Annotated in this window: 20 protein-coding genes; 6 read left to right on the forward strand and 14 right to left on the reverse strand. The window is 40.3% G+C overall.

The annotated features are described in order from the left end of the window. Positions 1-61: 61 nt before the first annotated feature. Complete coding sequence (pyk, locus tag EM808_RS09985) at positions 62-1129, forward strand: pyruvate kinase (RefSeq protein ID WP_127738068.1); 1068 nt, start codon at positions 62-64, stop codon at positions 1127-1129. Between the two features lie 31 nt (positions 1130-1160). On the opposite strand, the gene EM808_RS09990 is transcribed toward pyk, so the two are convergent. After that, entirely contained in the window at positions 1161-1931 is a 771-nt protein-coding gene (locus EM808_RS09990; protein WP_127738069.1) for an alpha/beta hydrolase, read from the reverse strand. A gap of 168 nt (positions 1932-2099) precedes the next feature. Here EM808_RS09990 and EM808_RS09995 point away from each other — a divergent pair, with 168 nt between their 5' ends. Then, on the forward strand, positions 2100-2639 hold the full coding sequence (locus tag EM808_RS09995; RefSeq protein WP_127738070.1) for a hypothetical protein: 540 nt from the start codon (positions 2100-2102) through the stop codon (positions 2637-2639). Positions 2640-2696: 57 nt separating this feature from the next. Here EM808_RS09995 and cdaS read toward each other — a convergent pair whose 3' ends face one another. Further along, the gene (cdaS, locus tag EM808_RS10000; RefSeq protein WP_225314798.1) at positions 2697-3320 is read right to left on the reverse strand and encodes a sporulation-specific diadenylate cyclase CdaS; all 624 of its coding nucleotides are present in this window, start codon (positions 3318-3320) and stop codon (positions 2697-2699) included. Between the two features lie 201 nt (positions 3321-3521). Here cdaS and EM808_RS10005 point away from each other — a divergent pair, with 201 nt between their 5' ends. Next, entirely contained in the window at positions 3522-4091 is a 570-nt protein-coding gene (locus EM808_RS10005) for a hypothetical protein (protein WP_127738071.1), read from the forward strand. A gap of 9 nt (positions 4092-4100) precedes the next feature. Here EM808_RS10005 and EM808_RS10010 read toward each other — a convergent pair whose 3' ends face one another. The 4 genes from EM808_RS10010 to EM808_RS10025 all read right to left on the reverse strand — a co-directional run bounded on the left by EM808_RS10010 (position 4101) and on the right by EM808_RS10025 (position 7993). Beyond that, a complete protein-coding gene (locus EM808_RS10010; protein WP_412973741.1) occupies positions 4101-5174 on the reverse strand; it encodes a nitric oxide synthase oxygenase in 1074 nt (357 codons plus the stop codon). A 59-nt stretch (positions 5175-5233) separates the two neighbouring features. Beyond that, entirely contained in the window at positions 5234-6628 is a 1395-nt protein-coding gene (locus tag EM808_RS10015; RefSeq protein WP_127738073.1) for an aldehyde dehydrogenase, read from the reverse strand. 62 nt (positions 6629-6690) lie between these two features. Then, complete coding sequence (aroD, locus tag EM808_RS10020; protein WP_127738074.1) at positions 6691-7455, reverse strand: type I 3-dehydroquinate dehydratase; 765 nt, start codon at positions 7453-7455, stop codon at positions 6691-6693. A 37-nt stretch (positions 7456-7492) separates the two neighbouring features. Further along, complete coding sequence (locus EM808_RS10025) at positions 7493-7993, reverse strand: shikimate kinase (protein WP_396898672.1); 501 nt, start codon at positions 7991-7993, stop codon at positions 7493-7495. A 439-nt stretch (positions 7994-8432) separates the two neighbouring features. On the opposite strand from EM808_RS10025, the gene katA reads away from it, so the two are divergent. Next, complete coding sequence (gene katA, locus EM808_RS10030; RefSeq protein ID WP_127738076.1) at positions 8433-9887, forward strand: catalase KatA; 1455 nt, start codon at positions 8433-8435, stop codon at positions 9885-9887. Positions 9888-10117: 230 nt separating this feature from the next. After that, positions 10118-10972 carry an aldo/keto reductase gene (locus EM808_RS10035; protein WP_127738077.1) on the forward strand — a complete coding sequence of 285 codons (855 nt, stop codon included), beginning with the start codon at positions 10118-10120 and terminating at the stop codon, positions 10970-10972. A gap of 49 nt (positions 10973-11021) precedes the next feature. Here EM808_RS10035 and EM808_RS29495 read toward each other — a convergent pair whose 3' ends face one another. The 4 genes from EM808_RS29495 to EM808_RS10050 all read right to left on the reverse strand — a co-directional run bounded on the left by EM808_RS29495 (position 11022) and on the right by EM808_RS10050 (position 14315). Further along, positions 11022-11153: a hypothetical protein gene (locus tag EM808_RS29495; protein WP_263642186.1), complete on the reverse strand. Its 132-nt coding sequence runs from the start codon at positions 11151-11153 to the stop codon at positions 11022-11024. A gap of 87 nt (positions 11154-11240) precedes the next feature. Beyond that, positions 11241-13682 carry a heavy metal translocating P-type ATPase gene (locus tag EM808_RS10040; RefSeq protein WP_127738078.1) on the reverse strand — a complete coding sequence of 814 codons (2442 nt, stop codon included), beginning with the start codon at positions 13680-13682 and terminating at the stop codon, positions 11241-11243. Positions 13683-13787: 105 nt separating this feature from the next. Beyond that, complete coding sequence (copZ, locus tag EM808_RS10045; protein WP_127738079.1) at positions 13788-13994, reverse strand: copper chaperone CopZ; 207 nt, start codon at positions 13992-13994, stop codon at positions 13788-13790. A 12-nt stretch (positions 13995-14006) separates the two neighbouring features. Beyond that, a complete protein-coding gene (locus tag EM808_RS10050; protein ID WP_127738348.1) occupies positions 14007-14315 on the reverse strand; it encodes a metal-sensitive transcriptional regulator in 309 nt (102 codons plus the stop codon). A 158-nt stretch (positions 14316-14473) separates the two neighbouring features. Here EM808_RS10050 and EM808_RS10055 point away from each other — a divergent pair, with 158 nt between their 5' ends. Next, positions 14474-15127, forward strand: a complete 654-nt coding sequence (locus EM808_RS10055) for a GntR family transcriptional regulator (protein WP_127738080.1) — start codon at positions 14474-14476, stop codon at positions 15125-15127. Positions 15128-15191: 64 nt separating this feature from the next. Here EM808_RS10055 and EM808_RS10060 read toward each other — a convergent pair whose 3' ends face one another. The 4 genes from EM808_RS10060 to EM808_RS10075 all read right to left on the reverse strand — a co-directional run bounded on the left by EM808_RS10060 (position 15192) and on the right by EM808_RS10075 (position 19491). Next, positions 15192-15956: a MerR family transcriptional regulator gene (locus EM808_RS10060; RefSeq protein ID WP_127738081.1), complete on the reverse strand. Its 765-nt coding sequence runs from the start codon at positions 15954-15956 to the stop codon at positions 15192-15194. A gap of 127 nt (positions 15957-16083) precedes the next feature. Next, entirely contained in the window at positions 16084-16797 is a 714-nt protein-coding gene (locus tag EM808_RS10065; RefSeq protein WP_127738082.1) for a GntR family transcriptional regulator, read from the reverse strand. Positions 16798-17080: 283 nt separating this feature from the next. Next, a complete protein-coding gene (locus EM808_RS10070) occupies positions 17081-18478 on the reverse strand; it encodes a glycoside hydrolase family 1 protein (RefSeq protein WP_285095250.1) in 1398 nt (465 codons plus the stop codon). A gap of 38 nt (positions 18479-18516) precedes the next feature. Beyond that, positions 18517-19491, reverse strand: coding sequence for an aldo/keto reductase family protein (locus tag EM808_RS10075; RefSeq protein WP_127738084.1), 975 nt, complete (start codon positions 19489-19491; stop codon positions 18517-18519). Positions 19492-19551: the final 60 nt, after the last annotated feature.

Raw genomic sequence — 19551 nt, forward strand, 5'->3', positions numbered from 1 at the left:
AAGGGATTAGATTTTTCCAGCGGGTTATACTATCTGTAATAACTTTATAAAGGAGACCTTTATGATCGATAAAGTTTGTACTATCGGGCCTGCAAGTAATAATCGTGAAATTCTCCAAGGGCTTATTGAAAAGGGAATGACGATTGTCCGCTTGAATATGTCGCATGGCACCCAAGCAGATCATCTCGCGGTCATAGAAACGGTTCGAGAAATAGGCATGACAACAGGAAGCAATGTCCGCATATTAGGAGATTTGCAAGGACCAAAGATCCGCTTAGGAAAAATAAAAGCAGACAAAGCTGTATTGAAAGAGGGAGACAGTTTCTCACTCACTATCGAAGAAATTGTTGGGGACGAATCTCATGCAAGTGTTGACTATAAAGGACTTATCAAGGATATAAAGGTTGGCAGCAGGGTGCTTATTAATGATGGTGAGGTAGAACTGAGTGTTGTCGAGACAGACGAAAGCATTGCCAAAACCATTGTAAAAGCAGGGGGAATGATTGCTTCTAGAAAAGGCGTCAATGTGCCTGGCACCTCATTATCCTTGCCTGCCATAACAGAAAAGGATAAAAGTGATATTGAGTTTCTTTTGAAGCATCATGTTGATATTATTGCATGCTCCTTTATTCGGCAGGCTGTCCATTTACAGCATATTAAAGAATATATCAGCCATTTCACCAATACGCCGCCAAAGCTGATGGCAAAGATTGAGACTTTGGAGGCAGTCACAGCATTTACTGATATTTGTGAAGAAGCGGATGCGATTATGCTTGCAAGGGGCGACTTAGGGGTAGAACTACCTTTCTACTGGATTCCTATGCTGCAAAAAGCGATGCTTGCCGAATGTGCAAACAGAGAAAAATTTGTAGTGACTGCTACCCAAATGCTCCAATCAATGACAGAAAACGCTGTACCTACAAGGGCAGAAGTAACCGATGTTTTTCAAGCGGTTCAAGACGGTACAAATGCGGTTATGCTGTCAGCGGAAAGTGCAGTCGGAAAACACCCTCTTGAAAGCATGGAGGTACTTGCAAAAACCGCTGCTGTTTCCGAACGCTTTAAAGAAACTGTTCCCTTTGACCTCAGCAGTATAGTTGCGGCGATTCAAACAGAAATATCATCCTAGTAAATGCTGGTGAAAACCCTCCCAGCACTTACTATTGCCTTCTTATTGGCAGCCATTCAAGTACATCTTGAATCTTCCTGTCCCAGTAACCCCATTCGTGTACACCTTGGCTAAACTCATACGTATAATCAATGGCAGTCTGTTCACAAGCCTGTTTAAAGCGCTTATTATCCTCAAAAAGGAAATCCTCTGTTCCACAGCATTGGTAAAGAGAAGGCTTCACCTGACGATTTTCCACTTTATTTATAAGGGAAAATAAGTCATGCTCTGTCCCTAAAATACTTTCATCGCCAAAGATGAGTCTGAAGAGATCTCCTTCTGCTCTATCCTTAAGTGTTTCCACATCCATTGCTCCAGATAGACTTGCTGCCGCAATAAAATCATCTGGTTTATTCAAAGCCCATTTAAATGCTCCATATCCCCCCATTGAAAGCCCTGCAACAAAGTTATCCTCTCTTTTTGACGATAATGGGAAAAAGGATCTTGCGACACTTGGCAATTCCTCTGTCAGGAAGGTCCAATATTTGTTGCCATATGCCATATTTGTATAGAAGCTCCTGTCAACCTGGGGCATAACAACTGCTAAGCCTAAAGGAGCAGCATATCTTTCAATGGATGTTCTTCTTGTCCAAATTGTATGATCATCACTTAGACCATGCAGCAGATAAAGTGTTTGATGCTTTTCTCCACTAGCATTGTTCTTCATCCCAATTTGCAAGTTTGTTTGCTGTGGCAGAATTACTGTCATAGAAGTACTTAATTGCAGGCTTTCAGAAAAAAAATCACATTTAATTAATGCCATTTCGACTTGCTCCCCCTTTATTTTTAAAACGCTTTCATACAATTAAATTATATTCGTTTTTTCTCTTATTGGATAACAATCTGCTTGGCAGGAATACTTTATAGACATATTTCTCCTTCTTTTGCAAAAACTATAGGGAATCTTCCTGTTTATGAAGGAGAGTGAATCGTGAATATTAATTGGTATATATTAATTGCGGCTATTTTATTAGGCTTGGCAGGAAACATTGCCATACTGCGAAGAAGGTTCCCTTTTTACCAAACAACCTTGCTTATTCATTTTGCCCTTTCCATCCTGCTCTGTCTGTTCTTTTATTACAACGGGTTTTATCGTTATGCACTTCCAGTGGTGTTTATTCTGCCAGCAGTGGTTATTAATTTTGGTCTTTTTATTGCTTTTTTAATTCGTTTCGAACCGACTAAGGATACTTTTCGTTTCTATTTTGTGTTTATTTCATGGACCTTCAGTTTGGAAATTATCTTAGAGCATCTTGGATTTATCCGCTTTCGAAATGGCTGGGACTATTGGGATTCTTACAGTCTTTATTGGATTTATGCACGAACATTCACCTACATTGGCAAGCACACTGTTCCCCTTGAAGGACGAACTCCAATCAAGTTAACGAAAAGGAGCAATCTCCTCTTATTTTCCATTACACTAGTTTTGTTCTTTATTGTTCTGCTTTTACTTATGAAAACAGATTTATAACAACAAAAAAAGCTTGAATTCTGTTATTCAAGCTTTCCATAATAATGTATTAGTATGTTACATAAGGGCACTTGTTTGAACTGGAAAAAGCTGTCCATCAATGGAAAAAGATATTCTCCCTGTTTCCTCTGAAACAACGATGACTAAAGCATCTGATTGTTCCGTTATGCCGATAGCTGCTCTGTGTCTTGTGCCAAGCTTTTCCTTGCCATTATAAAACTTAGAGGTTGGAAAAATATTAGCAGCGGAAACAACCATATCTTTATCGATAAGAACTCCCCCATCATGGAGCGGATTTCCTGGATAAAAAATTGCTTCAAGCAGGTTAGATGACAATTGGGCATGCAGCGGGACACCTGAGTGAACGAATGTCTCAAGGCTATCCTGTCTTTTAATGGCAATCAGAGCACCGTGCCGCTTTTCCGAAAAATGCTGGGCAGAAACCGTGAGCATTTCCATATAGTCTGTAAATGGTTCAAGGTAGGATTGTAAGTAATAAGATGCTGCAAAGCTATGAATGCCTTTAAACTGCTTGTTCATTTTCTCAAAATCATTTAAAACACAGCAATCTTTCTCAGCGATAGACTCATATAAGCCCTGGATATTTGCCATAAGTAATTGCAAATCTGCCTTCAGCTGATTTTTGATAAAGATTGGCATATTCCCTTCTTCAACAGACAAGCTAACACTCCTTTTCTTAGCTCTCCTTTTTCTTTACTATTTCCAAGCCAAACCTTTTCTATACAGCAATTACCTGCTTCGTAATGAAAATGACAGACAATGCAACATAAGGATTTTTTCCTTTTTATGAAGGAATTTCCAACCTATTAGCGAATGGTAAACTTAGACACAAATGACACCACTTTAGAGGGGTTGAGAATATTGCAATGGAAGAAAATGATATTTTGGCTTATTGGAATAATCGTTGGAGTAGGGGGGCTTACTGCCTCTGTTGTTTTCGCTACCCTCATATTCTTGGAAAAGGATAAATCCTTAAATACAGACAATGACAAGCCTGCAGTCAGTGCTGCAGCTACAAAATCTGATTCTGATTCTGATTCTGAGGAAATGAGTACAGAGGCTGTGAATGAACCTGTCGACAAAAGCATTGTCACTTTAGCAGATGGTTCAAGCGGGCATGATTTCATCTCGAAGTGGCATGACTTCTATAATGATACATTAGGGTGGGGCAGATTAGAAACAACTGATTATGCAAAACAGCAGGAAGCTGCTGAAAGCATTTTGTCCCAAGCAGAGAATATTGTAATTGATGACAGTAACATTGCCTCTGATTTAGAACATATTAAAGAAGCTGCCAAGCTTGTGGCAGCAGCTGATAATCGGGATGCAATGCGCAGCCTCCACCGTTATTTCCACGATTTAGACATTTATTTTAATGGCTATGATTATAACCAGACATTCGGTGTGACTGAATTTGTAGGAGAAGACTGACAAAATCCATTAATTGCTTTTACGTTTAAAAAAATTCGGCTTCTTAATATCATTGTTATATCGCTGATGAAAGATATGGGTTGCTGCAGGAGACAACGGCGGAATTAGCCATGCCCAATTCCCTGTTACTTCCCTGCCTGCTTCCTGCTCCTTTCCTTCGAAAATTTTGAACTGCTGTGCCGCCGTATGGTGGTCAACGATTGTTACACCAGCATTTCGGAAGGATTCCAATACAGCAATATTGAGCTCAACAAGCGCTTTGTCCTTCCACAATGAAGATGCTTTGTTTGTTTGCAGACCCAATGCTTCGCCAATTGCAGGAAGCAAGTTATAACGATTCTCGTCTGCAAGATTTCTTGCCCCGATTTCAGTTCCCATATACCACCCGTTAAACGGAGCTGCTGTATAGGAAACACCGCCAATTTCTAGCCTCATACTCGAGATAATCGGAACAGCATACCATTTCAGCTCCAAATCCTTAAACCATTCATATTCAGGATGACGAATCGGCACCTCTAAAATCAATTCCTCCGGTATATTAAAAAGCACGGGATCATTTTGATTAATTTGCACAACGAGCGGCAGGACATCAAAGTTCGTACCTTTCCCCTTCCATCCTAACGTCTGACAATATTCAGTAAACGCCAGAGAATCAGGATCTCCAAGAATACCGAACTCTGTTTTATAGCCAGCATAGCGAAGCAATTGATGATTCAGAATCTGGACAGAATTTTCGTCACTCTCTTGCGGAAAAACTGTTATTGTCGGTCTTATCTTACCGCCGTTTGTCGCATATTCAATATGCTCTAATAAGGATTTTCCTATTTCTTCCTCTGTTGCAATAGTCCTTTTGTCGATGACATGGAGATTTTTCCAAAACAATCTGCCGATACAGCGATTGCTGTTTCTCCATGCTAGCATCGCTCCATAAGCCAGCTCCTCATATGTATGCTCATACGTCCCAGACCTTGCAATTTGTTCCTTAATTTCGGCCAACCTAGATTCTACTTGGTCTGCTTTATCCCATTCTGTGTAGCATAACTGAATGAACATGGAGGCTTCTGCTAATAAATTGTCTTCCAAATGAAATCCCTTCTTACTAGTCATTTTTCTTTATCTTATCATAGTCTTAATAAAATAAATCATTTCAGGAATCTACGAACAAGCGCAAGCTTCTTGTCTGTATACGGAGGAAAAAGCTCTGTAATTTTTAACCCTTTCCCCCTTTTCAGTACACTCCTTTTATGAGAAAAAGCAGCAAAGCTGTAAATCCCATGATAAGAGCCCATCCCAGATGTGCCAATGCCGCCAAATGGAAGCGCTGGATTAGCCAAATGGGTAAGGGTATCATTGATGCTAACTCCGCCTGATGAAATAGATTTAAGCCAATATTCTTCCATTTCCTTAGAGGCTGTAAAAATATACATCGCTAAGGGCTTAGTCATTTTAGTCACTTTTTTTACTACATCCTGTTTGTCAGTATATCCAATAATCGGCAGAATTGGACCGAAAATCTCATCCTCCATGGAAGGTCCATCCCAATCTGCCTGAATTAAAGCAGGCTCCAAAAAGCGCTGGTCTGTCTTGCTTTTCCCGCCATACAGAATATTTCCTTCCTCTGCTTCGATAATTTTTACAAGTCTTGCAAAATGCCTATCATTTACGATTCTTCCAAAATACTCGCTTTTTTCGACTGACTCTCCATAAAAACGGCCTATTGCTGCTTTCATTTCTTCAATCAGCTTTTCTTTTATGCTTTCATGTACAACAACATAATCTGGTGCCACACATGTTTGGCCAGCATTGACTGTTTTCCCCCAGACAATTCTGCTCGCTGCAAGTTGAATATCTGCTGATTCATCGACAAATGCTGGACTTTTCCCGCCTAATTCCAGGGTAACAGGGATTAGATTTTCTGCGGCTGCCTTCATGACAAGCTTTCCTACAGCAGGGCTTCCTGTAAAAAAGATATTGTCAAACCTTCCTTGGAGCAGCGCCTTATTCGTTTCGACTCCTCCCTCTACCGCGCGCACAAATGCTGGTTCAAATGTAGCTGAAATCATCGAAGCTACTGCTTTTGATGTTTCTGGCACAAGCTCAGAAGGCTTTAAGACAGCACAGTTTCCAGCGGCGATTGCACCGATTAATGGTTCAATCAAAAGCTGAAGCGGATAGTTAAAAGGTCCAATTATCAAAACTGTTCCGTATGGCTCATGACGGATAAAGCTTTTAGCTGGATATAGCGCCAAAGGCGACCGTACCTTTTTTACCTTCATCCATTTAGAGAGATTTTTAAGCGTATATGTAATGCTTTGCAAGATAAATCCAATTTCCGTTGCATATGACTCAAAAGGATGCTTCCCTAAGTCAGTTTGCAATGCATTCATGAGGTTTTCTTCATTCTCTTGAATTGCCTTACGCAGTTTTTTCAGCTGCACCACTCGAAATTGATAGTCTAAAGTTTGATTTGTCTCAAAGAACAGCCTGCAATCTGTCAGCATCTGCTCTACCTCGTTCAGCTGCATGTCTTTTTCCATCTGCTTTGCTCCTTTTTTTGTATAGTAAAAAGGAGAATCCTGCTTGGATCTCCTTTTGTTTTTCATAAGCTCTCATGTAATATCGTTAATACTGTTTTCAAGTTTTTAATTGGTATTTGGCCAGGAGCAGAGGCTTTTTTTGCCGCACCAAATGTCAGCGCAGAGCCAAAGGCTTCGCCGGCAATGCGGCTGACAGAGCCTTGTCCTCCCATTGACATGGCAATAATTGGTCTGTCTGCATATTGCTCCTTCATCGTTTGGACTGCATCCAGCAATGTAATCACATCTGCCATACTTTGTGGCATGAGCGCAATCTTCGGAAGGTCTCCGCCAAGTTCCTGCGCTTTACGGAGCCGAGAAATGATTTCTTCCTTTGCCGGTGTTTTATCAAAATCATGATTAGACACAATAACAGCAGCCTTATGGGCATGTGCAAACTCAACAAGCTCTTTCACATCTGCTTCTCTGTTAAAAAGCTCCACATCAATAATATCAGCATAGCCTGACATCGCTGCTGCCTTATTAAGGGCGATATACGCTTCCCTTTCAAGCTCTTTCTCTCCGCCTTCCTTCTTGCTTCTAAATGTGAAGACAAGAGGAATATTGCCAATCCAGCTTCTGATACTTGCTAATGTTTGAAGCACTTCACTTTTATCATCCGCTTTTTCAAAAAAATCGACACGCCATTCGATTACATCGACGCTTTCCGTAATCAAAACATGTGCTTCTTCCTTCAACTGGCTTGCTGTCTCTCCAATTAAGGAAGCACATATTTTCGGAATTCCCTCTCCTATTGCAATATCTCTTATTATTAATGGCTGAACCATTTAAGCACCCCTATTTTTCTGTTGTGACCTTTATTACTTATCTTGGCTCGTATAAATCCCATGCATATTTTAAGGAATCCACAATATAGTCTGCAACCTCTTCCATATCTTTGCTATCTGTATCAACCTTTGAATGATGGTCTGCATAAATTTCTTTTCTTTTATGATACAGCTCTTCCATATCCTCAAGCGATTTCCCCTTCAAGACAGGTCTGCTGTCAATAATTAAGCTGATTCTATCCTTCCATGATTCCCAAGAGAGATCTAAATGAATGACAATACAATTTTCAAGACAAGCATTTTTTATTTCCTCCTGTAAAAAGGAGCCTCCGCCTAGTGACAGCACAAGAAGCTTTCTTGCACTCAGCTCTGTTACTACTTCCTTTTCCTTTTCACGAAAAGCCTTTTCTCCAACCTGCTCAAAAATCTTTGAAACAGGCATGCCGTACTCTTCTTCAATTACATGATCCACGTCTAGAAAATCGCGATATAGCCTTTTAGCAACAAGCTTTCCAATACTCGTTTTACCAACGCCCATAAAGCCAATAAACACGATGCTCTTTTCCCTTAATGGTACTCGTTTGTTTTCCAAGGTGAAGCCCCCTATATTAATCGTGACAGTTTTAGATGTTCCGTCCAATTCTATTACTCATTATAAAATAATTATATGGCTAATCCTAGTTTAATCTTGCGAATATTCTACCACTATCATGCATAGGATGGTTGTTGGAAGAGTATTAAATAAACAGCCTATTTCTCATTCATTATGTAATTTTCTCCTTTACTAGAAAGAAATTATTCCGTGATACTCCCATGGAAGCCTTTCCTCTACTCTTTTATAAAGGATATGGCCTTTTATTCTATTAACCATTTAAAAAAGTTATTTATAATAATTATAAAATAGTATTGATTTTTTAATTATAGATGATATTATAAAGTACATAAGATAAAGAACAAATAAATTATGAGGTGATTGCATGTCAAACAACAAATTAACAACTAGTTGGGGCTCTCCAGTAGGAGACAACCAAAACTCTATGACTGCTGGAGATCGTGGTCCTACTCTAATTCAAGATGTACATTTACTTGAAAAATTAGCTCATTTTAACAGAGAACGTGTTCCTGAGCGCGTTGTTCATGCAAAAGGTGCTGGAGCACACGGTTACTTCGAGGTAACAAATGACTTGTCTAAATATACAAAAGCAAACTTCCTTAATGAAGTAGGCAAAAGAACGCCAATGTTCATCCGTTTCTCAACAGTTGCAGGTGAGCTAGGTTCTGCTGATACAGTTCGTGACCCGCGCGGTTTCGCTGTTAAGTTTTATACAGAGGAAGGAAACTACGATATCGTTGGTAATAATACTCCTGTATTCTTTATTCGCGATGCAATCAAGTTCCCTGACTTTATCCATACACAAAAAAGGGATCCAAAAACACATTTGAAAAACCCTACAGCAGTTTGGGATTTCTGGTCTCATTCTCCTGAATCTCTGCACCAAGTATCAATCTTAATGTCTGACCGTGGTATCCCTGCAACACTTCGCCATATGCATGGTTTCGGAAGCCACACATTTAAATGGGTAAACAAAGAAGGCGAAGCAGTTTGGGTGAAATATCACTTTAAAACAGAGCAAGGCGTGAAGAACCTGGCTGTTGATACTGCAGCAAAATTAGCTGGTGAAAATCCAGATTATCATACAGAAGACTTATTTAATGCAATTGAAGCTGGTGACTTCCCTGCATGGACATTGTATGTTCAAATTATGCCTGTTGAAGATGCTAACACATACCGCTTCGATCCATTTGATGTAACAAAAGTATGGTCTCAAAAAGACTATCCATTAATCGAGGTTGGCCGTATGGTGCTTAACCGCAACCCTGAGAACTACTTTGCTGAAGTGGAGCAAGCAACATTCTCACCTGGAACATTCGTACCTGGTGTGGAAGCATCTCCAGACAAAATGCTTCAAGGCCGTCTGTTTGCATATGCTGATGCACATCGCTACCGTGTTGGTGTTAACCACAATGCACTCCCAATCAACCGTCCACAAAGCCCTGTGAACAACTATCAACGTGATGGACAAATGCGCTTTGACGGCAATGGCGGAGGCTCTGTTTATTACGAGCCAAACAGCTTCAGTGGTCCAAAGGAATCTCCTGAAGACAAAACCTCTGCATTCGCAGTTTCAGGCGTAGCTGACAGTGTTGCATATGATCACAATGATCACTACACACAAGCTGGTGACCTATACCGTCTACTCTCTGAAGAAGAGCGTGCTAGATTGGTAGAAAACATCGTTGGTGCAATGAAGCCAGTTGCATTAGAAGAAATTAAGCTTCGCCAAATCGGCCATTTCTACAAAGCAGATCCTGAATACGGAACTCGCATTGCAGAAGGACTTGGTTTAGCTGTTCCTGAAGAAGTTAAATAATAATTCAAGCTTTCGCCCTTAACATTTTTTGTTGAGGGCTTTTTAGCTGTCTAAGCAATTGTTAGCATAATAGTCCCTTTTTTGAGCCATAGACATTTTTTTCATCGTCAACTTAAAACATATTCATTGAAAAAAAATGGTACAAGCTTTACTCTTTAAGTATGTCTACATATGAAAGGGCTTTAATCCTTTTCTGGAAGAAATATAAAACCTTAGAGGAGCTGAGAAGATTGTCATTAACATTAGGTAGTACAAAGAAACTTCGCAATGGTATTGAAATTCCTTATTTAGGCTTAGGTGTCTTTCTTGTTAAGGATCCGGCTGAGTGTGAAAATGCGGTAAAGGCTGCCATAAAAAACGGTTATCGTTCCATTGACACAGCAACACGCTATGAAAACGAAAGCTTTGTTGGCAATGCTCTTAAGGCTGTTGATGTACCTCGTGAGGAGTTATTCATCACAACGAAAGTTTGGGTGAGCGACTTTGGCTACGAAGAGACAAAACAGGCGCTACATCGTTCCTTGGAGGAAATGCAGCTTGATTATCTTGATTTATACCTTATTCACTGGGCTGCTCCAAACTATGCAGAAACATGGCGGGCAATGGAGGATTTATATGAAGAAGGTCTTGTGAAGGCAATCGGTGTATGCAACTTCCAAATCCATCATTTAGAAAAGCTGAAGGAAACAGCAAGAATTACACCAATGCTGAATCAGATTGAAACACATCCTTTATTCCACCAAAAAGAATTACGTGAATATATGGAACAGCATGGGATTGCTCATGAAGCTTGGGCACCAATGGCTCAAGGAAGAGAGAATCTTTTTGAAAATCCAACATTGCAGACTATCGGTGAAAAATACGGTAAAACTACTGCTCAAGTAATGTTGAGATGGCATCTTCAAAGAGATACAATTATTATTCCAAAATCTATTCATGAGCACCGCATCATTGAAAATGCAAATCTGTTCGACTTTGCTTTGACAGATGAAGATATGCAAGCAATTGATCAGCTTGATACAGGTTCCCGTATTTTCGGTGATCCAGATGATATCGAAAGATTAACTGCATTACAACAGCAATAAGCAAAAAAAAGAATGCAATGGCTAACACAGCCCTTGCATTCTTTTTTTGCTATTCTATTGATTTTTTGTTAGCGGACGTCCATTGGTTATCTGTTGCTGTTTTTTCTTGTTTTTTGCCTGTAACCTCTGCATTAGCAGAAGCCCATTGGTTGTTAGTTTCTGTCTTTTTGTCCTTCGCCATGTTTTTTCCTCCCATACTAATAATTTGTCGTGCAGTGTTAGTATGAGATAAAGCAGGCCATATTATGAACAAATACAAGCAAATTCACTACAGTTTCATCTTCTGTAAACGCAATGCATTAAGAACAACGGATACAGAGCTAAACGCCATTGCAGCACCTGCAAGCCAAGGTGCCAGCAGTCCCGCTGCTGCAATCGGGATGCCAAGAACATTGTAGGCAAATGCCCAAAATAAATTTTGCTTTATATTACGGATTGTTTTCCTGCTCATAAGAATGCTGTCCGCAATACTATTTAAATCACCTCTGATTAAAGTAACATCAGCCGCCTCCATTGCAACATCTGTGCCTGTGCCTATTGCCATCCCAATGTCAGCTAGTGCAAGTGCAGGAGCATCATTGATGCCATCCCCCACCATTGCGACTTTTTTGCCTTGCTGCTGAAGCTTTTTGACTTCCTCTGCTTTTTGCTCTGGAAGAACTTCAGCAATTACTCGGTCTATACCGGCTTGATCTGCAATAGCCCTGGCTGTTGCCAAATTATCTCCAGTAATCATTACTGTTTCGAGTCCAAGCTCATGCAGCCGTTTCATTGCTTGCTTAGAGGTATCTTTAATCGTATCTGCAACAGCAATAATCCCTGCATATTTGTTAGCAATACTTACAAGCATCGCCGTTTTTCCCTGCTTCTCCAAATCCTCCATATCCTGCAGGTGATAGCCTGTATCAATTTGATGCAGTTCCATCAACCTTCTTGTTCCGACAAGAACTGTTTCGCCTTTGACGATTGCTTTTATTCCATAGCCAGGAATTGCTTCAAATTTCTCTGCTGATTCGAGCTGTATATTCTCAGCTATTGAGCCTTCCACGATTGCTGCTGCAAGTGGATGTTCGGACTGCTTCTCAGCAGAAGCAACGTAAGCTAGGAATGTGTTTCGATCAATTACAGATAAAACATCTGTCAATACAGGCATACCATTTGTGATTGTTCCTGTTTTGTCCAAAAGAATTGTATCAATCCGATGGGTGTTTTCCAGATGCTCTCCACCTTTAAATAAAATACCGAACTCTGCTGCTCTTCCAGATCCAGCCATTATAGAGGTAGGTGTTGCAAGCCCTAATGCACACGGACACGCAATGACAAGCACCGCTATTAGCTTTTCAAGACTTGCAGCAAAATCTCCAGGACTGATGAAAAAATACCATGTAATAAACGTCAATACAGCAATACCAACAACAATCGGCACGAAAATGCCTGAGATCCTATCCGCAAGTCGCTGTATTGGGGCTTTTGAGCCTTGAGCCGCTTCCACAGCCTTTATGATTTGCGCCAATGCTGTATCCTTGCCGACCTTTCCTGCTCGTATTTTAATGAATCCCTGCTTATTTATCGTAGCGCCAAACACTGCATCTCCAAGGTTTTTGTCTACCGGAATGCTCTCTCCTGTCAGCATGGATTCATCTACTGCTGTTTGACCAGATATTATTTCCCCGTCTACTGGAATCCGTTCACCTGGCTTAACATGAATGATATCGCCGATTACCACTTCTTCAAGGGAAATTTCAGCCTCGTTATTTTCTCTTTCAACGATTGCTGTTTTCGGCTGAAGTCCCATCAGCTTTTTAATTGCCTCTGACGATTTTCCTTTTGCTCTTGCTTCGAATAGTTTTCCCAAAAGAATTAACGTTATCAATACAGAGCTTGTTTCAAAATATAGTCCATCTATATGACCATGCCCACCTAAACTTTTGAAAGTTAAATATACACTGTAAAAATAGGCAGCGGATGTTCCTAATGCTACAAGGACATCCATATTTGCACTAAAATTCTTTAATGCTTTATAAGCTCCTTCATAAAATTGAAAACCAATAATAAATTGAACAGGTGTCGCGAGCAATAATTGTACCCATGGATTCATAAATGCCTCTGGTACATACAAAAACGAAGTAAATTGAAAGTGACCGGCCATTGCCCATAGTAATGGTAATGACAGCAGCAGGGAAATTGTGAATTTAAGCTGCTGTTTTTTTCTTGCTTGCTCTCGATAATCAAGAACTTCCTTTTCATTTTCGTCTGTTTGCAGATTTGCACTGTATCCCAGCTTCTTGATTTTTGCTATCATGTCAGCAGTGCCTGTTACGGCAGGATTATAGGAGATAGTCCCCTTTTCTAAGGCAAGGTTTACCGCTGCCTCATGGACTCCTTCCAGCTTATTTAAGCCTTTTTCAATTCTTGTAGCACAAGCAGCACATGTCATACCGCTGATAGCAAGCACTGCTTTTTCCTCCACAACGCCATAGCCGAGGTTTTCAACCTTCTGTTGAATATCGTTTGCTGTAATTGTTTCTGCATTAAATCGGACAACTGCTTTTTCTAGCGCTAAGTTCACATTTGCCTCTTCCACACCAGCCAGCCTTGCCAAGCCCTTTTCAATTCGATTAGCACAAGCAGCACATGTCATCCCAGTGATTTGATATTGCTGCTCCTTTAATGTTTTCGACTTTTCTGCTGTTAATGCTTCTTTGCTCATTTTACTCACTCCTTATACCTATGAGGGGTATATTTAAAAGGAAAATAAAATGTGCTTCTTAAAAAGCACATCTATATACTAAAGAAACGATCAGTTAAAAATGCCTTATTGGACGTCATAGCCTTGGTCATCGATTGTTTCCTTAATCGTCGCCAAGCTAACTTCTTTATCGTTAAATTCAACATCCACTTGTCCTTGCTCCAAATTTACTTTAACAGCAGAAACGCCTTTTAATTCTCCAACGCTTCCTTCAACAGCTTTAACACAATGGCCGCATGACATTCCAGCAACTTTTAATGTAGTTTTTTCCATGATTGCTTCCTCCTATTTTTTCATTAACTTTTGAATGGTGACTAATACCTCGTCCACAGCTTCTGTATCCCCTTCTTGAATACGATCAACTATACAGGTTTTAAGATGTCCCTCAAGCAGTATTTTTGCGACACTGTTTAATGCTGATTGAGTGGCAGCAATTTGTGTGATTACATCATCACAGTAAGTGTCCTTATCAATTAATCCTTTAATTCCGCGGATTTGTCCTTCAATCCTGTTTAGTCTTGTCGTCAAATTCTTTTTGACTGTATCTGAATGATGACTTTTACGCACATGTGTATGGCAAGCTTCCTCTTGCATGGACTTATTAGTCTCTGACTCCAATAAAAGCCCTCCCTATCCCCTTTATATGTATATTATACCCCCGCGAGGTATATTTGTAAACGAATTTGCACTGATTTCCACTAAGTACCCAGTCCTATTATGTTCTAACTCAAAGAATATGATATATTATTGCTATGAAAAACATTTCTCAAATCAGCCGAATTTCGTTAAGAGATCAAGTATATCAACAGCTAAAGCAAGCCGTTATCCACCTTGAACTTGCCCCTGGTGAAAAGATCAGTGACAAGCTCCTTGCTGAACAATTTGGGGTAAGCAGGACACCAGTAAGAGAAGCATTGAAAAGATTGGAGGATGAGGGATTAGTCATATCTTCTCCTGGTTCAGAAACGAAGGTGAGCCTCATTGACATTGAGCAGGCGAAGCATGCTTTTACAGTCGTGGCATCTTTAAATGCACTTGCAGCAAGGCTTGCCATGCCCTTCTTAACAGAGGCACACTGTGATGAGCTTGTTGGCATTAATCAAGAATTCGAAAAAGCAATTTTAGATGAGAATAAGTATGAAGCAATCAAAAAAGACGATCAATTTCACGCCGTGCTACTGCATGCCTCCAATAATCCGGAAATCGAGATGTCCTTGGAGCGTCTCCTGCCGAAAATACGGAGACTGGAGCTGCTTAAATTCAATAAGCTTGATGGACTTTCCTCCATCCGTCAGCATAATGAAATTATTGATAGCATCCGTAATGGGAAGCAGCAGGAGCTTACTAAGCTTGTTGAAGATAATTGGTTGAGCCTGGCTTCTTATTTAACAAAAGAGGAAACATAAAAAGACCAGATGGACGGCCTTGTCATCACTCTGGTCTTTTTTTCTTGGGTTTATTCACTTAACGCTATAACTCCATGCCTGTATAGCTAAGAATAGCATCTCTTAAGAAAACAGCGCCACCTTGTTCCACTTTATCGTAATAGACAGCAAAACGCTCATCGTCAACGTACATTCTAGCAAGACCTGCATGTGCTTCCTTGCTGTAAGAATTCCAATAGTACCCGAGCCAACGCTTATGGAGTTCTGCTGTTTTTTGAGCAGCGGTACTCCCTGGATCACCTGTTTTCATTGCTTCCTTCAAATTTTCTAGCACTTCTTGCCCAAGCCTTTCTACTTCATTATAGTCCGCTTCTGTCATCTGCAGCACTTTCTGATTAGACTGGTCAATTGTCTCCTTGTCATACTTTTGGCGCAGTTCTTCCCCGTATTGTCTTTCGTTTTCCTCTACCATGCTTTTCTTAAAGCCTTCAAATCTTTCTTTATCGCTCATCATTGTTCTCCCATCCGTATTTTCTATCGTTTTATCGACATTCTCAATCAGCATGTCTAAACGATTTCGTTTTGCCAGGAGTTTTGCCCGATGCTCCTCTAATGCCCCCTTCACATCAAAGGAGGGCGCAGAAATAATTTTTTTAATTTCCTCGAGACTAACGTCCAGTTCACGATAAAACAATATTTGCTGCAGCAATTCCACCTCTTTGCTTCCATATAACCGATAGCCAGATGAATTGACTCTTGCCGGCTTAAGCAGACCGATTTCATCGTAATACCTTAATGTTCTTGTACTAACTCCAGCCGTTTGGCTTAATTTTCGAATCGTGTATTCCACTGTTTTTCCCTCCTGACATGTTCATCTTAAACGTTTACGCAACGTTAATGTAAATAGGTATTTTCAAAAAAAAAAACAAAAAAAGCTCGGAAGCATCCAGAGCCTTTGTAGCAAAAAAAATGTTCATTTAGCGTTTTATGTTTACTGTTGTTACCTCAAACTTATCATAGCGGTGTCTCGAAAAGGAATATTCAAATGGAACACCATTATTTAAGAATCCTACATGCTCCACTTCCAGAATCGGGTCGTCTGCCAAACACACTAAATGGGCTTGGTCCAGTTCATTTGATTTACATGCTCTTATTTTCCGATGTGAGCCAGCAATTGTGAGACCTAATCTTTTCGTGATATGTTCATAAATAGATCCGTCCAGTACTTCATCAGTAATCCCAGTAATAATGGTTGTCGGCATATAGGTTATTTCCATTACGTATGGCTCATCGTTGACAAGCCTTAAACGGATTAAGTAGTAAACTGGTGTTTTCGAGTCGATAGCGAGATGTTCCGCAACATCTTCTGATGGAAAGCCTACTTCAAACTTAATTACCTTGCTTGATACTTGCTGTCCTTCCATCAGTCTGGACAGGCCTGTTACTTCATTGCTCAATACATTAACTCTGCTGTCCTGTATGGCTGATTTAACAATGAATGTACCGTGTCCTCTTTTCCGGTATAGAAGGCCTTCCAAGACTAATGTGTCAAGTGCTCTTTTCATTGTCATCCTGCTGCAGGAGAATTCTTTTGAGAGTGATATTTCATCTGGAATTGGCTGATCAAATGCATAGTGGGACTCTTTAATTCTCTTTTTCATTTCTGCTGAGATTGCTTCGTACTTGTTCATGATGGAACCACCTTAAAAAATAGATAGTTATATTATAAATTTATTGGTATGAAAATGTTAGCTATCCCAGTGTTTTTTTAAAAAGATGGCCACTAAATGGCCATCTTAGACTGTAGACAAACGAATCAGTTTCTATTATGTGGACTGGAGGATGCCGCACTCCGGTGCGAGCCGCTTCAGAGTTGATCAACATTCCTTTTTAGATAGTACTAGCTAAAATTACAGTAAATTTTATCCTTCCTTATTACTGTCCAACTATTCCTCCAGCCATTCGTCAACTTTGTTATGGTAATGTAACGGTTTCAGATTCTTCAAGATTTTCGCCGTTTGTTGCGATGACTTGTTTGTACCAGTTAAAGCTTTTCTTTTTATAGCGTTTTAGGTCTCTTAAGTCTGACTCACCTCTATTAACATAGATAAAGCCATAGCGCTTTTCGAATTGTCCGCCTGAGCTGATTAAATCTGTTGATCCCCATGTTAAGTAACCGAATACTTCAACGCCTTCTTCCATTGCAAGCTTAACCTGGTTAATATGATTTCTTAAGTAGTCGATGCGGTAATCATCTTCTACTGTATTGTTTTCGTTCAGTTCTTCTCTTACACCAATTCCATTTTCTGTGATAAAGATAGGCAGTCGGTATCTAGCATACATATCCTTAAGACTAACTCTTAGGCCGATTGGATCGATTGCCCAGCCCCATTCATTTGCCTTTAGATTCGGGTTAGGTGTGATGCCGGAAATAATTGCATCTTCTTTAACCTTTTCACTGCTGACCGTCTGGCTTTGATAATAGCTGATGCTAATATAATCGACGGTATTTTCTTTAAGAAGCTCTGCATCGCCTTCTTCGAAATGCGGCATGATTCCTTTGCGTTGCAAATTGCTAGTCACATAGCTTGGATATTCACCGTTTGCAAACACATCAAGATAGAAATCAACAAGCAGTTCCTTTGCTTTCATGTTAGCAATTACGTCTTCTGGAAGACAGCTGTTCGGATATGTTGTCATATATGTGACCATTCCTGCCATTTGTCCACCTGGCACAAGTTCATGCAGTGCTTTAACTGCTTTTGCATGTGCAATAAAGGAATTATGTGTTACTTGATATCGCAATGCCTCTTCATTGTCCGCTTCGTCAGTTGAGACGCCCCAATATTGTAGATTTGTTAAAACGAGATTTTGTTCATTAAATGTAAGCCAATATTTGACCTTTTCCCCATAACGGGCAAAAACTGTGCGTGCATATTTGTCAAACAAGTCAACAACCTTCCGTGATGCGAATCCGTTGTATTTTTTGGCAAGCTGAAGCGGAAGATCAAAATGATACAGAGTGATGACAGGCTGGATGCCGTTAGCAAGCATTTCATCAAATAAGTCATCATAAAACTGCAAGCCCTCCTCATTCGGCTCCCCTTCGCCATCAGGGAAAATTCTTGACCAGGAAATGCTTGTACGATATGCGTTAAAGCCCATTTCCTTAAAGAGAGCAATATCTTCCTTATAGCGATGGTAGAAGTCAACTGCTGTCTTCCAATCAGACTGCCCTTCCTTAACAGGTCTTGCATCAACAATCGAAGGGCCTTTGCCGCCCTCGTCCCATGCACCTTCTGTCTGGAAGCTTGTCACTGCACCACCCCATAAAAAACCTTCTGGAATAACAGATGTTTTCGTCATATTAATCTCTCCTCTATTTTTATTTTTAGATAATCACTGTTAATCTACCAAATTGGCACAAAATCATTTATTTCCTTCAGCACTGCTTCCACTTCATCCAATGCAGAAGCCGGAATTTCCAATCCAGATGCTTTCACATTTTCTTCGACTTGTTCTGGCCTGCTTGCCCCAATAATCGCGGAGCTGACATTCGGCTGACGAAGCACCCAAGCTAATGCAAGCTGTGATAGCTCCACTTCCAATCCACTGGCAATATCAGACAGCCTTTGAACCCTTGTTAGCACTTCATCATTTAAATAACTAGTAATCCATTTATTTGTGTCATCATTTGCAGCACGACTTTTGGCAGGAATCTGCTCATTCGGTTTGTATTTCCCTGTTAATATTCCTTGGGCAAGAGGTGAAAACACAACCTGGCCAATTCCTTCCTTTTCACTGACAGGGATTACTTCCTTTTCTATATAACGGACCATCATATTATAGATTGGCTGATTAGAGATAAGCGGCCTTAAATTTTTCTCTTTAGCAATATGTACAGCATCTGTCAGCTGAGCAGCCGACCATTCACTGACACCGCCATAGAGAACTTTTCCTTGTGCAATTAAATCATCTAATGCTCTTAAGCTTTCCTCCACAGGCGTTTCATGATCATAGCGATGAAATTGATACAAATCGATATAGTCTACACCTAATCTCTTCAGACTTGCTTCGCATTGTTCAATAATATGCTTTCTGGACAGCCCTCTGTCATTTGGTCCAGCTCCCATCGGAAAGAAGACCTTTGTTGCAAGCACATAACTGGAACGGGTATAATCTTGCAGTGCTTCTTTCAGGACGGTTTCAGCAGCGCCTTTATTATAAGCATTTGCTGTATCAAAGAAGTTGATGCCAAGATCATATGCCCTATGGATACAGGAAATAGATTTCTCCTTTTCGACTGCACTTCCATATGTGAGCCAGCTGCCCAATCCGATTTCGCTTACTTTCAAGCCAGAGTTTCCTAGTCTTCTGTACTTCATTTCTAATCACCCAACCTATTAGATTTTTTTAGTCATGCGCACAGCTAGTAGAGAAACTGC

This window comes from Niallia taxi (assembly GCF_004005475.1).
Taxonomy (GTDB): Bacteria; Bacillota; Bacilli; order Bacillales; family Cytobacillaceae; genus Niallia; species Niallia taxi.

Bases quoted from the DNA above. Each gene is read 5' to 3' on its own strand.
- pyk (WP_127738068.1), top strand. From the start codon at position 62: ATGATCGATAAAGTTTGTACTATCGGGCCTGCAAGTAATAATCGTGAA.
- EM808_RS09990 (WP_127738069.1), bottom strand. From the start codon at position 1,931: ATGGCATTAATTAAATGTGATTTTTTTTCTGAAAGCCTGCAATTAAGT.
- EM808_RS10015 (WP_127738073.1), bottom strand. From the start codon at position 6,628: ATGGAAAAAGACATGCAGCTGAACGAGGTAGAGCAGATGCTGACAGAT.
- aroD (WP_127738074.1), bottom strand. From the start codon at position 7,455: ATGGTTCAGCCATTAATAATAAGAGATATTGCAATAGGAGAGGGAATT.
- EM808_RS10025 (WP_396898672.1), bottom strand. From the start codon at position 7,993: ATGGGCGTTGGTAAAACGAGTATTGGAAAGCTTGTTGCTAAAAGGCTA.
- katA (WP_127738076.1), top strand. From the start codon at position 8,433: ATGTCAAACAACAAATTAACAACTAGTTGGGGCTCTCCAGTAGGAGAC.
- EM808_RS29495 (WP_263642186.1), bottom strand. From the start codon at position 11,153: ATGGCGAAGGACAAAAAGACAGAAACTAACAACCAATGGGCTTCTGCT.
- EM808_RS10040 (WP_127738078.1), bottom strand. From the start codon at position 13,682: ATGAGCAAAGAAGCATTAACAGCAGAAAAGTCGAAAACATTAAAGGAG.
- copZ (WP_127738079.1), bottom strand. From the start codon at position 13,994: ATGGAAAAAACTACATTAAAAGTTGCTGGAATGTCATGCGGCCATTGT.
- EM808_RS10050 (WP_127738348.1), bottom strand. From the start codon at position 14,315: ATGCAAGAGGAAGCTTGCCATACACATGTGCGTAAAAGTCATCATTCA.
- EM808_RS10055 (WP_127738080.1), top strand. From the start codon at position 14,474: ATGAAAAACATTTCTCAAATCAGCCGAATTTCGTTAAGAGATCAAGTA.
- EM808_RS10065 (WP_127738082.1), bottom strand. From the start codon at position 16,797: ATGAACAAGTACGAAGCAATCTCAGCAGAAATGAAAAAGAGAATTAAA.
- EM808_RS10075 (WP_127738084.1), bottom strand. From the start codon at position 19,491: ATGAAGTACAGAAGACTAGGAAACTCTGGCTTGAAAGTAAGCGAAATC.